13 protein-coding genes are annotated in these 12,839 nt (G+C 65.7%); 8 read left to right on the top strand and 5 right to left on the bottom strand.

Annotation, left to right across the window (positions count from 1 at the left end; all coding sequences use genetic code 11):
- Positions 1-201: 201 nt before the first annotated feature.
- The 7 genes from FUT88_RS09220 to FUT88_RS09190 all read left to right on the top strand — a co-directional run bounded on the left by FUT88_RS09220 (position 202) and on the right by FUT88_RS09190 (position 6,011).
- Positions 202-726: an RDD family protein gene (locus FUT88_RS09220; protein WP_147214704.1), complete on the top strand. Its 525-nt coding sequence runs from the start codon at positions 202-204 to the stop codon at positions 724-726.
- Positions 727-756: 30 nt separating this feature from the next.
- Complete coding sequence (locus tag FUT88_RS09215; RefSeq protein WP_147214703.1) at positions 757-1,773, top strand: esterase/lipase family protein; 1,017 nt, start codon at positions 757-759, stop codon at positions 1,771-1,773.
- A gap of 242 nt (positions 1,774-2,015) precedes the next feature.
- The gene (locus tag FUT88_RS09210; RefSeq protein WP_147214702.1) at positions 2,016-2,966 is read left to right on the top strand and encodes a UDP-2,3-diacylglucosamine diphosphatase; all 951 of its coding nucleotides are present in this window, start codon (positions 2,016-2,018) and stop codon (positions 2,964-2,966) included.
- Positions 2,967-3,052: 86 nt separating this feature from the next.
- Entirely contained in the window at positions 3,053-4,096 is a 1,044-nt protein-coding gene (locus FUT88_RS09205) for a glycosyltransferase family 4 protein (RefSeq protein ID WP_186829263.1), read from the top strand.
- A 12-nt stretch (positions 4,097-4,108) separates the two neighbouring features.
- The gene (locus FUT88_RS09200) at positions 4,109-4,573 is read left to right on the top strand and encodes a diacylglycerol kinase (protein WP_147214701.1); all 465 of its coding nucleotides are present in this window, start codon (positions 4,109-4,111) and stop codon (positions 4,571-4,573) included.
- Between the two features lie 137 nt (positions 4,574-4,710).
- Positions 4,711-5,430 (top strand): TetR/AcrR family transcriptional regulator, encoded by a 720-nt coding sequence (locus tag FUT88_RS09195; RefSeq protein WP_147214700.1) that lies wholly within the window; start codon positions 4,711-4,713, stop codon positions 5,428-5,430.
- Positions 5,427-6,011 (top strand): TIGR00730 family Rossman fold protein, encoded by a 585-nt coding sequence (locus tag FUT88_RS09190; RefSeq protein WP_147214699.1) that lies wholly within the window; start codon positions 5,427-5,429, stop codon positions 6,009-6,011. The genes FUT88_RS09195 and FUT88_RS09190 overlap by 4 nt, the downstream gene beginning before the upstream one ends.
- Positions 6,012-6,023: 12 nt before the next feature.
- Here FUT88_RS09190 and FUT88_RS09185 read toward each other — a convergent pair whose 3' ends face one another.
- Genes FUT88_RS09185 through FUT88_RS09170 form a run of 4 tightly spaced genes read right to left on the bottom strand, consistent with a single transcriptional unit; the run spans position 6,024 to position 10,783 of the window.
- Positions 6,024-6,602: a DUF924 family protein gene (locus FUT88_RS09185; protein ID WP_147214698.1), complete on the bottom strand. Its 579-nt coding sequence runs from the start codon at positions 6,600-6,602 to the stop codon at positions 6,024-6,026.
- Between the two features lie 49 nt (positions 6,603-6,651).
- A complete protein-coding gene (locus tag FUT88_RS09180) occupies positions 6,652-7,056 on the bottom strand; it encodes a group II truncated hemoglobin (protein ID WP_147214697.1) in 405 nt (134 codons plus the stop codon).
- Positions 7,057-7,091: 35 nt separating this feature from the next.
- Positions 7,092-9,626, bottom strand: a complete 2,535-nt coding sequence (locus FUT88_RS09175) for an ABC transporter permease (RefSeq protein ID WP_147214696.1) — start codon at positions 9,624-9,626, stop codon at positions 7,092-7,094.
- A gap of 56 nt (positions 9,627-9,682) precedes the next feature.
- Positions 9,683-10,783: a substrate-binding domain-containing protein gene (locus FUT88_RS09170; RefSeq protein WP_147214695.1), complete on the bottom strand. Its 1,101-nt coding sequence runs from the start codon at positions 10,781-10,783 to the stop codon at positions 9,683-9,685.
- Between the two features lie 158 nt (positions 10,784-10,941).
- On the opposite strand from FUT88_RS09170, the gene FUT88_RS09165 reads away from it, so the two are divergent.
- Entirely contained in the window at positions 10,942-11,796 is an 855-nt protein-coding gene (locus FUT88_RS09165) for a substrate-binding domain-containing protein (protein ID WP_147214694.1), read from the top strand.
- 45 nt (positions 11,797-11,841) lie between these two features.
- Here FUT88_RS09165 and FUT88_RS09160 read toward each other — a convergent pair whose 3' ends face one another.
- Positions 11,842-12,789, bottom strand: a complete 948-nt coding sequence (locus FUT88_RS09160; RefSeq protein ID WP_147214693.1) for a LysR substrate-binding domain-containing protein — start codon at positions 12,787-12,789, stop codon at positions 11,842-11,844.
- Positions 12,790-12,839 lie beyond the last annotated feature (50 nt).

The raw sequence follows: 12,839 nt of genomic DNA, 5'->3' as shown, positions 1-12,839 counted from the left end.
CACCCGCTAGCGCGCCGCCCTCCACGGTGCACCCTGTTGCGCCGCCGACTACCACCGGTGGCGAGTCAGGCAATCCGCCGCCCTCCACGGTGCTGGGCGGCTGAGGCGGCCCAACCCTTTTGGCATAATCCGAACCGCGTGCAGCGCGACCTCCGCGCCGGCACATGACGCATTGCGCGCACAGCGCTCACACTCTGTTCGATGGCCACCTCCGCTTCCTCGTCTTCACCCGTTGCGGCACCTGATCCGCTTGCCGCGCCCACGCTGCGCCGCCGTCTTGCCGCGATGCTGTACGAAGGCCTATTGCTGTTTGGCGTCATGTTTGGCGCCACGGCCATCTTTCTGCTGCTGCGCCTGATCGTGCCGCCGCTCGCGCGCACCGGCGATGTCGGCCTGCAGGTGTGGGGCTTTCTCGCACTCGGTCTGTACTTCGTTTGGTTCTGGCGTAAACGCGGCCAGACGCTCGCGATGCAGACGTGGCGCATGCGTGTGGTCAACGCCGATGGATCGCCTATTTCGCTGGGCAGAGCCGTTGCGCGTTACCTGCTGGCCTGGATGTGGGTGGCTGCGGCCGTCGGCGTGATCCACCTGAGCGGGGCGTCCCGCTGGGCCGGCGCCGCTGTCGCGCTGGCGTGCCTGCTGGCCTGGGGCGCACTGGCGTGGCTCGATCCGCAACGCCAGTTTCTGCATGATCGGCTGGCCGGCACGCGGCTGGTGCGCGACTGATTGCCTTTACAGTCGGCGACGACTTTCACCATGACGCGCGCCGATCTCCCCACCTCCCCCGTCCCCCTCGCCTTCCTGACTGCGGCCACCGCGCGCCGTATTGCCGTGGCGCTGCAAGGTGTGGCGACGCCGGCCGTTGGCTGGGCGGCATATCGCTGGGGCGGATGGAGTTGGCCCGCAGCGACGTTGCTCGCAGGCGCAGCGCTGATACTCGGGTATCTCGTTTCGGTCGGGTGGGCGTTCCTGGTGTCGTTGAAGAGCCTGGGCACCGCGATACCGGACGACCCCATGTGGGACCGCATGCCCGTACCTCACGAACACCGCATCGGCATCGCCGGTTTCATCGCATGTTGGTTGCGTGAATGTGTATGCGTGGCATGGATGTTCAACGTGCTGCAACCGTTCCGCGCGAGCGCCGCGTTCGATGCACCGGCGGGCGGCGGCAAGCGCGTGCCTGTGCTGATGATCCACGGCTATGGCTGCAATCGCGCGGTATGGCTGCCGATGCAGCAACATGTAGCCGCTGCCGGCCACCCGACCGACGCCATCGACCTCATGCCGCTGCTGGGCGATATCGATGACTACGCCCGGGATATTGCCGCCGCTGTCGCGCGCCTGACGCGCCTGCACGGCCGTCCGCCCGTCCTGCTCTGCCACAGCATGGGCGGGCTCGCCGCACGAGCGTTGCTGCGCCAGACGGAGCCCAGCGCTGTTGCCCACGTCATCACACTCGGCACGCCACATCGCGGCACGGCCATGGCCCGAAGCGGTCGCGGCCACAACGTGCGCCAGATGGCTTGGGCCAGCCCCTGGTTGCGCCAGCTTGCAGCGTCCGAAACGCCGGCTGTACGAGCACGCATCACGTCGATTTTTTCGTGGCACGACTCCATCGTCGGGCCGGCCGGCGCTTCCTGGCTGGAAGGCGCCCGGCATGTTCCGTTCGCGGGCGTCGGCCATGTGTCGCTGCTATGCGACGCGCGCGTGCGCGATGCCGTGCTGGCGGAACTCGCGCGCATCGAAAACAGCGCTGCGGCCCCGTCTGCCTGAAACCCGCGCCTGGCGCAATTCTTCGGCGTTCGCGCCCCCTTCCCAGCGACCACGTCACGTGACGGTCATGTTTCTGACACGGCTTTTTCATGCAGCGATGGCGAAATCCGTCCAACGCAGCCTCTGTTGCCGACATGGTCCTGCCAAATCTGCCATCGCACCCCGGATTTCTCCGCCGCCTCGCGCAACGCTTTCGCGCTGCTCCCCTCACCGGTTCCGACTGGAACGCTCCACCGCCGCTGATGCAAATGGCCGCCGGACTCGCCGCTGCGGGTGCGCTGGGCTCGGCTGTACCGGCAGGTCGGGGCGATGTGCGCGAGCACGAGGCACCGGTCGCCACGCCGGCTTCGACGTTGGCGCCCGATCGCTCGGCCGACAGCGACACTGACCCGCCCGCCGAAAAAATCCAGCGCTACCGCACGATCTGGCTGTCGGACATCCATCTCGGCACGCCGGGCTGCCAGGCCGACTACCTGCTCGACTTCCTCAAGCATCACGAATCGGACACGCTGTACCTGGTGGGCGACATCGTCGACGGCTGGCAACTGCGCAAGGGCTGGTACTGGCCGCAGGCCCACAACGACGTGGTGCAGAAGGTGCTGCGCCGCGCGCGCAAAGGCACACGCGTCGTCTTCATCCCGGGCAACCACGACGAGATGGCGCGCCAGTTCCACGGCCTGAACTTTGGCGATATCGAGGTCGCTGAAGACGCTGTGCACGTGACCGCCACGGGCAAGCGCCTGTGGGTCGTGCACGGCGACCTGTTCGACGGCGTGATGCAGCACGCGCGCTGGCTGGCCTACGTCGGCGACTCGCTCTACACGTTCATCCTGGCGATGAACCGGCACTTCAACCGCATCCGCGGGCGGCTGGGTTTTCCGTACTGGTCGCTGTCGCAATACCTGAAGCACCAAGTCAAGAACGCGGTGAACTTCATCAATTCGTTCGAGCGTGTGATGACGGACGAAGCGCGCCGCCGCGGCTGCGACGGCGTGGTCTGCGGGCATATCCACAAGGCCGAAATCCGCGAGATCGACGGCCAGCTCTACTGCAACGACGGCGACTGGGTGGAGAGCCTCTCTGCACTGGTCGAAACCATGGAAGGCGAACTGCAGATCGTCTACTGGACGCATCTGCTCGATGCGCCGCGCACCTCCCGCCGCGCACGCCGTGCCGCTGCGGCCGCCGCCTGATGGAAGCCTCTATGACCCACACCAGCATCGACCTCGTGCAGCCCGCTGCCGCCCACCCTACCCCCCAAGGAGAGCCCGTGAAAGTCATGATCGTCACCGATGCCTGGGAACCGCAGGTCAACGGCGTCGTCCGCACCCTCACCCAGACGCGTCGCGAGCTGGAGGCCATGGGGCACATCGTCGACATGATCACGCCGCTGGAATTCAAGACGGTGCCGTGCCCGACGTATCCGGAAATCCGCCTGTCGATCCTGCCGTCCAAGCGCGTGCGGGAGCGCATCGAACAGTTCGCCCCGCAAGCGCTACACATCGCGACCGAAGGCCCGCTGGGTCTGGCCGCACGCGCCTATGCGCTGCGCCACAAGCTGCCCTATACGACGGCCTACCACACGCGCTTTCCGGAGTACGTGCAGGCGCGCTTCGGCATTCCGCTGGCCTGGACGTATCGCTTCCTGCGCTGGTTTCACAGCCCCGCCCAGGCCGTGATGGCGCCCACGCCCGTGGTGCTGAAAGACCTTGCCGACTACGGCATCACCAACGGCGTGCTGTGGACGCGCGGCGTCGATCTGGACATCTTCACCGCCCAGCGCAGCAACGTGCTCAACACGGCGCACCCGATCTTCCTGTACGTCGGCCGTGTGGCCGTGGAAAAGAACGTTGAAGCCTTCCTGGAGCTGGATCTACCGGGCTCGAAATGGGTGGTGGGTGAAGGCCCCGCGCTGGCCGGGTTGAAGGCGAAGTACCCGAATGCCAGCTACCTCGGCGTGCTCAAGCAGCCGGAGCTGGCCAAGGTGTACGCCTCGGCCGATGTGTTCGTCTTCCCCAGCCGCACAGACACGTTCGGCCTGGTACTGCTGGAGGCACTCGCCAGCGGCCTGCCGGTGGCCGCGTATCCGGTGACGGGCCCGATCGACGTACTCGGCGATTCGCCGGCTGGCGCGATGCGCGAAGACTTGCGCGAAGCCTGCCTGGAAGCGCTGCGCATCGACCGCGCCACGGCGCGTGCGCATGCCGAGAAGTTCTCATGGCGCGCCGCCTCGGAGCAATTCCTCGCGCACCTGCGTCCGATGCCCGCAGCCTCCGCTGGCAACACCAAGGCCGCCGAGCCGTCCACCGCTGCGGGTGCCTGAGCCTTGCGTTCCATGAAGCCCACCACCCCGCCGGATCGGCGATTGGACAATCCGCCCGCACCGCCGGCGCCAGGCGCGTACTCGCCGGCCGACAACCCGCATAAAGGCAATCGCGGCATCACGCGCGCGTGGTTTGCGCTCAAGAACTCGATCAGCGGCATCCGCTTCGCCATCGACGAGGAAAGCGCGTTCCGCCAGGAGCTGACGCTGTGCGCGATCCTGCTGCCGTGCGCATTCGTCATTCCCGCCACCGTGGTCGAGCGCATTCTGATGCTCGGCACGCTGGTGCTGGTGCTGATCGTGGAACTGCTCAATTCAAGCGTGGAAGCGGCGGTCGACCGCATCTCGCTGGAGCAGCACGGGCTGTCCAAGCGGGCCAAGGATTTCGGCAGCGCAGCGGTCATGCTCGCCCTGCTGCTGTGTGTGGGGACGTGGGTGGCGATCGCCTGGCCGTGGGCGGTGTCGCTGTTGCATTAGGAACACCAGCGAAAAGCCGGCGACAACGTTTGGCAATGTATTCCCCGCAGCATGTGGGGGTCGTTGCACAAGCACGATCTCTTATAATCCGGGCACCAATACGCCACGGAGACAGGGCCACCGGCCTTGGCAGTTCAATGGAAACCAAGCAGCATTCCACCGGCCCGCGCCGGACGCGCGATCGCATTCTCGAAGTGTCGCTGCGCCTGTTCAACGAACTGGGCGAGCCCAACGTCACGACCACGACGATCGCCGAAGAGCTGGAGATCAGCCCGGGCAACCTGTACTACCACTTCCGCAACAAGGACGACATCATCAACTCGATCTTCGTGCAGTTCGAGCAGGAGATCGCGCGTCGCCTGAAGCTGCCGGACGACCACAAGGCCACACTCGACGAGACGTGGGGCTACCTGCAGTACATGTCGGAGTTTCTCTGGAACTACCGCTTCCTGTACCGCGACATCAACGATCTGCTCGCGCGCAACCGCATGCTTGAACTGAACTTCAAGCGCATCGTCGAGCAGAAACGCCACTTCGCCATGGACATCTGCCACCAGTTCATCGAAGACGGCGAGATGGAAGCCACGGCGGAGCAAGTCGACGTCATCTGCACCAACATCGTCGTGATCGCCACCTACTGGCTGTCGTTCCAGTTCGTCCAGCACCCGCGCCAGTACAACGACCAGAACGCGATCCGTGACCACCTGCACGGCGCGAGCTACCACATCCTGTCGATCCTCGCGCCTTACCTGCGTGGCAAGCCGCGCCGGGCGTTCGATTTGCTGGCGGTGAGCCGCAGCAACGATCCGCCCACCGGCACCCCGGGCACCCCAAGCAACAACACCCCTGCTAAATGAAATCGATCTGCGTTTATTGCGGTTCCAGCCCGGGCGAGCGCCCGGAATACAAAGCCAACGCCATCGCGCTGGGCAACGAGATGGTCAAGCGCGACCTCACGCTCGTCTACGGTGGCGGCAATGTCGGCCTGATGGGCGTGGTGGCCGATGCGGTGCTCCACGGTGGCAAGCCGGTCATCGGCATCATCCCGAAATCGCTGGTGCGCAAGGAGGTCGGGCACAAGGAGCTGACCGAACTGCACATCGTCGACAGCATGCACCAGCGCAAGCAGATGATGGCCGATCGTGCCGATGCCTTCATCGCCATGCCGGGCGGCGTCGGCACCTACGAAGAGCTGTTCGAGACCTTCACGTGGCTGCAACTCGGCTATCACAACAAGCCCATCGGCCTGCTGAACGTGGCCGGTTTCTACGACAAGCTGCTGGCCTTCATCGACCATGCGGTGCAGGAAGGATTCCTCAAGCGTCACCACGCTGACCTGCTGCACGTGAGCGACGACCCTGCAGCGTTGATCGACATGCTGGCGCGTGCGCCACGCGAGACGGTCGACAAATGGTCGGAGCGCCGAGAGCGCACATAAGCCCCGTCAGCGCTAAAACGACGACCCTGGCTGCTTCAGAAACTCCACTTCCTCGGGCGTGGAAACGCGCCCGAGCGCTTCGTTGCGATGCGGAAAGCGCCCGAAGCGCGCCACGATCTCGCGGTGCTTCTCCGCCCAGATGAGCGGGTCCGCATCGCCTTCCTCGTCGCGCAGGCGCGTGTAAAGGCGAATCGACTCATCCTGCGCCGACAGCGCCTCGCTGTGCTCGAACGGCAGGTAGCAGAACACACGGTGATGGCGCGTTGGCAATTGCGCATCCCATCCTGCGGCCACGACGATCTGCGCGGTATGCAACGCAGCGGCGTCGCTGGCAAAGGCGCGCGCGGTGCCGCGAAACATGTTGCGCGAGAACTGGTCGAGCACGACGATGCGCGCGATGGCTTCGAGCGGCGTGTCCATCCAGGTGTCGGCGTCGCCCGTGGAAAGCGCCTCCCACAGCGGCAGGAAGCGCGCGCGGATCTCGGCATCGAACGCATCGGACTTGGTGAACCACTCCGAGCGGGCGTCAATCAGCGGCGCATTGCCGAACCAGAACGCGAGCACGTCGTCTGCGGTGGGCAAACCGATCATCGGGGTCTCCTCGAATGTTTTCTTGTAGGGTGCGCTTTCGCGCGGCACCTTAGCGCTGCACGTTCCGCATCCAGTCGGCGGTCTGCCAGAAGGCCTGCATCAACCGCATCTGCAGGGCTTCGTCCAGGCCGATGTCTTGCATGGCGAGGGCCATGCAGCGCATCCACTGATCACGCTCCTGCGTGCCGATCTCGAACGGCATATGGCGGGCGCGCAGCCGCGGGTGGCCGAAGCGCTCGATGAAATGATTCGGGCCGCCCAGCCAGCCGCACAGAAACCAGAACAGCTTGTCGCGCGATCCATCGAGGCTTTGCGGATGCAGCGCGCGCAGCACCGCAAACTCGGGCTCCAGATCCATCAGGTCGTAGAAGCGGTCAACGAGTTCGCGCACGCGCGCCTCGCCGCCAATCAGGTCGAAGGCCAGGGCTTCCTGGCCGGAAGTTGCATCAGTCATACAGCGTCAATCACATCAAGAAAATTCGGGCGTCGTCACGCGTCACGAAGCGTGGCCATGGCCGGGCGACGCAGCACGTCGCGCAAGCCGAGCCAGCCGCCAACAAAGGCGCACGCCATGCCGCTCACGATGCCCACCGGCAGGATCGCCGGGTTGAAACGATACGGAAAATCGAAGACGTACGCCGACAGCACCCAGCCGATGGCGATCGCGCCCACCCCGGCCATCAGCCCGGCGAGGCCACCCACGATCAGCACCTCTGCGTACTGCGTCTGGCGTACTACGCCGGACCCCGCCCCGAGCGCGCGCAGCACGCCGGCATCGCGCAAGCGCTCGTCGCGCGAGCCGGAGAGCGCTGCATACAACACCAGCACACCCGCCGCCAGCGTAAAGACGAAGAGGAATTCCACCGCCGCCGTTACCTGGTCCAGCACGCCCTGCACCTGCTGCAGGATCAGTTCGGTATCCACCACCGTCAGGTTCGGAAACTCGCGTACAAGCTTGGCCGGCAGATCGGCCTGCCCGGCGGGAATGCGGAACGCAGTCACGTAGGTCTGCGGCATGTCGCGCAGCGCCACGGGCGGCAGGATGACGAAGAAATTCACGCGCATCGAACTCCAATCGAGCTTGCGCAATGACGTGATGGGCGCATCCACCGTCTGCCCGGCGACGTCGAAGCGCAGCACATCGCCCAGGTGCAAGTTGAGCGTCTTGGCAATGCCCTCTTCCACCGAAGCCTCGGGCTTTTGTCCACTGAACCATTGGCCGGAAACGATGCGATTTTCGGGCGGCTGCGCGGTGGCGTACGACAGGTTGAATTCGCGTTCGACCAGATTGCGGGCGCGCGATTCGGCATAGGTCTGGCGATCGATGACCCGGCCATTCACCTGCGTCAGGCGCCCGCGCACCATCGGGTAGAGCTTCGGATCCGCCACGCCGGCCTGGGCGAGAGCCTGCGCCACTGCCTGCATCTGGTCAGGCTGGATATTGATGATGAAACGGTTGGGCGCATCGGCCGGCGTGGCGTTATGCCACGAGCGGATCAGGTCGTTGCGCGTCATGGCGAGCAACAGCAGCGCCATCAGGCCAACCGCAAGCGCCACGGTCTGCAGCACACTCACGCCGCGGCGGCGCTCCAGCACGGCGAGCGCAAAGCGCCAGCCCACGCTCAAGGCACGGCCTCGGCCCAGCGACACCGCCAGCGCGCGCAACCCGCCCGCGGCCAGCAGCGCAAACACGACGATGGCGCCGGCAAACCCGGCAGCGGTCAGCGCGCCAAGCTTCACGTCGCGGGCAGACACGACCAGCAGCGCAAAGAACGCCGCCGCACCCAGCGCATAGCCGATCCATGCGGCAACCGCGCGCTCGGCGACATCTCGCCGCAGCACGCGCAGCGGCGCCACGCGCACGAGGCTGAGCAAGGGCGGCACGGCAAAGCCGATCAACAGCACCAGCCCCGCCGTCACGCCCACGACCGCAGGCCAGACGGATGGCGCGGGCAATGTCACCGTGACGAGGTCGCCAAGCGACGCCAGCAACAGCCAGTGCGCGCCATAACCGAGCGCCACGCCCACCGCCGAACCAATGACGCCGATCAGCAAAAACTCCAGCGCGAACGTGCCGAGAATCTGCCCTTGCTTGAGCCCCAGGCATTTGATGACGGCCACCGCATCGGTATGCCGCGCGGTGTAGCGGCGCGCGGCCATGGTGATCGCCACCGCGGCAATCATGGCCGCCAGCAAGGCGACGAGAGAAAGGAAGCGCTCCGCACGGTCCAGCGTTTCGCGCATCTGCGGCTGGCCGTTCTGCAACGATTCCACGCGCACGCCACGCAACTGGCGCGTCTTCGCTTCGTTCTCGGCCCAGGTGTGGAACGCACCGGCAGCGGCATCCGGGCCCGCCACCAGCAGGCGGTACGTGACCCGGCTGCCGTAGGTGACAAGGCCCGTCGAACCGAGGTCCGACATCTGCAGCATCACCCGAGGCGCGAAATTCATGAAGCCCGCGCCTCGATCGAGTTCCTGGGTGATGACATGCGCGATCTTGAAGATGCGCGTGCCGAGGCGTATCGCATCGCCCACGCGAAGGCCGAGCGCTTCGAGCAGCGGTGCATCCACCCACACTGTGCCGGCGGCGGGAATGCCCCGAATGGGCGCACCGGCGGTATCCCGACCGTCATCGCTGACCTTCAGTGTGCCGCGCAGCGGGTAGCCCACGTCGACGGCCTTGATGGCGGCGAGTTGCGAAGCAGGTTCGCCCGACGCGCCCTTGGTCAACGTGCTCGCCATGCTGGGGAACGTGGCGGTGTGCGTGACCTGCAGGCCGCGCGCGCGCGCATGTGCCTCGATGTCGGGCGGCAGCGGCTGGTCGGACACGACAAGCACATCCGCGCCGATCAGCTGACGCGCGTCGCGCTCCAGGCCGGCATGCATGCGATCGGCGAGGAAACTGACGGACGCCAGCGCGGCCACAGCCAGCACCAGCGCAACGAGCAGCAGGTTCAGTTCACCGGCGCGCCAGTCGCGGCGCAGCATGCGCAGGGCTTGGGTCCAGACGGAGAAACGTGACATGGGCGGAACATGAACGAGGCGCGCAATGGCGCAAACCCCGCCATGTTCGCACGACTTCAGCGGGCCAGCGCGCGGGCCTCGTCGGCGTGCCAGGGCAGCGCCTGCTCTGCGGTGAGCAGCGAAACGTGCTCGGTCGGCCGGTAGCCGGCGAGATGGGCCAGCCCCTCGCGAAAGGCCGGCTGCCCGATGCGCTCGATCAGCTCGCGCACCCAGGGCGACAGCGCGTCGTTGCGGCGCACCGCCAGGTAGTACGTTTCGCGCGTCAGCGGCACAAAGTGCAGGCCGTGGGCTTCGGCGCCGGGGCGCAGGCCGAAGCCGACGTCCGCCCGCCCTTCCTGGACGGCCACGGCGATCTTGTCGCTGGAGAATTCCTGCTCGTCATACCCATTGATCTGGTCGGGATACAGCCCGGCCGCCACCAGCAACTGATCGAACAGCAAACGCGTGCCCGAACTGCGCTGGCGGTTGATGAAGCGCGCCTGCGTGCGCGCAAGGTCCCCGAGCGACAGCACCCGCCCCGCCCATTCCGCCGACATCATCAGCCCCTGCTCGCGATCGGCCAGGGCGATCAGGCGCACGGCGGTCGGGCGCAGCCACTTGCGCAGGGTCTGGTGCGCGATCGAGCCCGCACCTTGCTGCGGCGCCACGTAGAAACCGGCCACCTCGCATTGCTTTTCCTGCAGGCAGATCAACCCCTCGACGGCGCTGCAGAACACCGTATCGATATGGGCGCCGTGGCTTTGCCGCGCAAACGTCTCGGCCAGCAGTTCCACGGCGGGGTCGTGACTGCCCGAAAAACGGATGCGCGCCTGGGACTGGGAAGCGTCTTCCAACTCTGAGAGGAACTGCCCCATGGCCTGATGCAGCACCGGATCGAGCTGCTCGCGCAGACGCATCTCAGCGCGCAGCATGCGCTCACCGAAAAGCGTGAGCGAGGCGCCACGGCCGCGCTCCATGTCGAGCAGCGCGCGGCCGAGCATCTCTTCCCACGACCGCATCACCCCCCAGGCGTGCCGGTATGACAGCCCCACCTGCTTCGCCGCGCGGTGCAGCGACCCCGTCTCTCGAACAGCCCGCAGCAACTGAAACACCTTGCCGTTCGCACGCGGGTTGTCGTCCGGCCCCACCACCGGAAATACTTCGAACTGGAATGTCATTATGTTTATGGTTTCCTATTTACTTCCGCCGTGGCCCGGGAGAACAATCCTGCTCATTCCGGGGCGGGCATCTCGTGGTCGCTGGCTGCCCCCGACGTTGCCGCCATCATGCAGCATCCGACATAAAGCGTCCACGCCTTCGCGCTAACCCCCACAACATGCCCGGATTGTCCAAAGCCCTTCGGCTACCTGCTCTCATTTGCCTGACGCTGGCGGTTGCCACCACCGCATATGCTGGCGATCTCCGCATGGCCACCACCACCAGCACGGAAAACTCCGGTCTGCTGAAGGTCCTGCTGCCCAAGTTCGAGGCGGCCACGGGCATCCATGTGCAGGTGATTGCCGTTGGCACCGGCAAGGCGGTCAAGCTGGGCGAATCGGGGGATGTGGATGTGGTGCTCGTGCACGCCCGCCAGCTGGAAGACGCCTTCGTCGCCTCCGGGGGCGGCATCGACCGCCGCGACGTGATGTACAACGACTTCATCCTCGTCGGCCCCGAATCGGACCCGGCCCACGTGCGCGGTCAGAAGAACGTCATTCAGGGGATGGAGACGATCGCTGCGGCGGGCGAAAAAGCCGGCGCCAAGTTCATCTCGCGCGGCGACAACTCCGGCACCGATGTCATGGAAAAGGCCTACTGGAAGACCGCCAACATCGACCCGAAGGGCAAGCCGTGGTACGTGAGCGCAGGGCTCGGCATGGGCGAAGTGCTGAACATGGCGGCGCAGATGAATGCCTACACGCTATCGGACCGCGCGACCTACGGCGCCTACCGCGCCAAGGCCAAGACGGGCCTCGGCATCGTGCTGGCCGGAGACCCGCGCATGTTCAACCCCTACGGCATCATCGCGGTCAACCCGAAGAAATACCCGGGCGTCAACTACACCGATGCGACCAAGCTCATCGAATGGATCACGTCACCGGCGGGTCAGCAAGTGATTGCGGACTTCAAGGTCAACGGGGAGCAGGTGTTTTTCCCGGATTACGGGAAGGCCGTGGCAAGCGGAAAGTGAAAGCGAGCCGGGCGAAACCCATGGCGGATCGGCTGGCGGCAGGGTTCAGGCCACCGCCGATTCCAACAGCGAATGCTGCGGCAACTCGGCCGCCACTTCACCAATCATCCGGCGCAGCCACATCACATCGGGTGCCGCGTGGCTGCGCTCATGCCAGAGCTGGTAGAAGCGCATCTTCGGAAACGTTATGGGCGCCGGCAGGATGCGGATCGGCAAATACTGGGCGCAGTGCGCCGCGAACTGGCGACCGGTGGTAAAGACGAGATCAGTACGCATCAGCACATACGGCACCAGCCCGAAATACGGCAGCGATACCTGGATCTGCCGCTTCAGCCCCTGCTCGGCAAGTGCCTGATCGATCATGCTGCGCTGCATGACCGCATACGGCGCGGGCGCGAGATGGGGCATCTCCACATAGTGCTTGAGCGAGATGCCCTTGCGCGCCAACGGGTGCTGCGCACCCAGCATGCAGACGACTTCATCGTCAAACAGCGGTGAAATGTGCAGATGTTCCGGCGGCGACAGCCAGTTGCCGATCACCAAGTCCATGCCGCCCTGCTCCAGTGCGGCCAAGTAATCGACCCCGGCATTGAGCGGATGCACCACCAGCTTGGCTTGCGGCGCCTGCTTGCGCAGACGCTCGACGATGTTGGGCAGGAAGAAGGCGTCAAGGTAATCCGGTGCCCCCAGGTGGAACGTGCGCGTGGTGTTGCCGGGGTCGAACTCCTGAGACGGGCGGGCGATACGCTCCATGGCCTCAAGGCTCTGCTGGGCGAGCGTCAGCAGGTCATGGCCGCGCTCGGTCGGCACCATGCCGTTCTTGCCCCGGACCAGGATGGCGTCGCCCGTGATCTCCCGCAGGCGCTTGAGCGTGTTGCTGATGGCCGGCTGCGACTGGCCGAGCTTGACCGCCGTGCGCGTCACGCTCTGCTCGGTGAGCAGCGTGTAGAGAACGCGCAGGAGGTAGGTATCGAGGTGATCTTTGCCGTGCATCTGGAGGCGGGTATCGGCTGCGCCGACCCTTCAAAAAAACGTGCTTGGGG

The sequence above is a fragment of the Ralstonia sp. TCR112 genome (assembly GCF_007997035.1).
Lineage (GTDB): Bacteria > Pseudomonadota > Gammaproteobacteria > Burkholderiales > Burkholderiaceae > Ralstonia > Ralstonia edaphi.
This window is presented reverse-complemented; position numbering and strand designations above follow the sequence as displayed.

What these genes read in the sequence shown, in the direction of transcription:
- FUT88_RS09220 (WP_147214704.1), top strand. Translation starts at nt 202, where the DNA reads ATGGCCACCTCCGCTTCCTCGTCTTCACCCGTTGCGGCACCTGATCCG.
- FUT88_RS09215 (WP_147214703.1), top strand. Translation starts at nt 757, where the DNA reads ATGACGCGCGCCGATCTCCCCACCTCCCCCGTCCCCCTCGCCTTCCTG.
- FUT88_RS09210 (WP_147214702.1), top strand. Translation starts at nt 2,016, where the DNA reads ATGCAAATGGCCGCCGGACTCGCCGCTGCGGGTGCGCTGGGCTCGGCT.
- FUT88_RS09205 (WP_186829263.1), top strand. Translation starts at nt 3,053, where the DNA reads ATGATCGTCACCGATGCCTGGGAACCGCAGGTCAACGGCGTCGTCCGC.
- FUT88_RS09200 (WP_147214701.1), top strand. Translation starts at nt 4,109, where the DNA reads ATGAAGCCCACCACCCCGCCGGATCGGCGATTGGACAATCCGCCCGCA.
- FUT88_RS09195 (WP_147214700.1), top strand. Translation starts at nt 4,711, where the DNA reads ATGGAAACCAAGCAGCATTCCACCGGCCCGCGCCGGACGCGCGATCGC.
- FUT88_RS09190 (WP_147214699.1), top strand. Translation starts at nt 5,427, where the DNA reads ATGAAATCGATCTGCGTTTATTGCGGTTCCAGCCCGGGCGAGCGCCCG.
- FUT88_RS09185 (WP_147214698.1), bottom strand. Translation starts at nt 6,602, where the DNA reads ATGATCGGTTTGCCCACCGCAGACGACGTGCTCGCGTTCTGGTTCGGC.
- FUT88_RS09180 (WP_147214697.1), bottom strand. Translation starts at nt 7,056, where the DNA reads ATGACTGATGCAACTTCCGGCCAGGAAGCCCTGGCCTTCGACCTGATT.
- FUT88_RS09175 (WP_147214696.1), bottom strand. Translation starts at nt 9,626, where the DNA reads ATGTCACGTTTCTCCGTCTGGACCCAAGCCCTGCGCATGCTGCGCCGC.
- FUT88_RS09170 (WP_147214695.1), bottom strand. Translation starts at nt 10,783, where the DNA reads ATGACATTCCAGTTCGAAGTATTTCCGGTGGTGGGGCCGGACGACAAC.
- FUT88_RS09165 (WP_147214694.1), top strand. Translation starts at nt 10,942, where the DNA reads ATGCCCGGATTGTCCAAAGCCCTTCGGCTACCTGCTCTCATTTGCCTG.
- FUT88_RS09160 (WP_147214693.1), bottom strand. Translation starts at nt 12,789, where the DNA reads ATGCACGGCAAAGATCACCTCGATACCTACCTCCTGCGCGTTCTCTAC.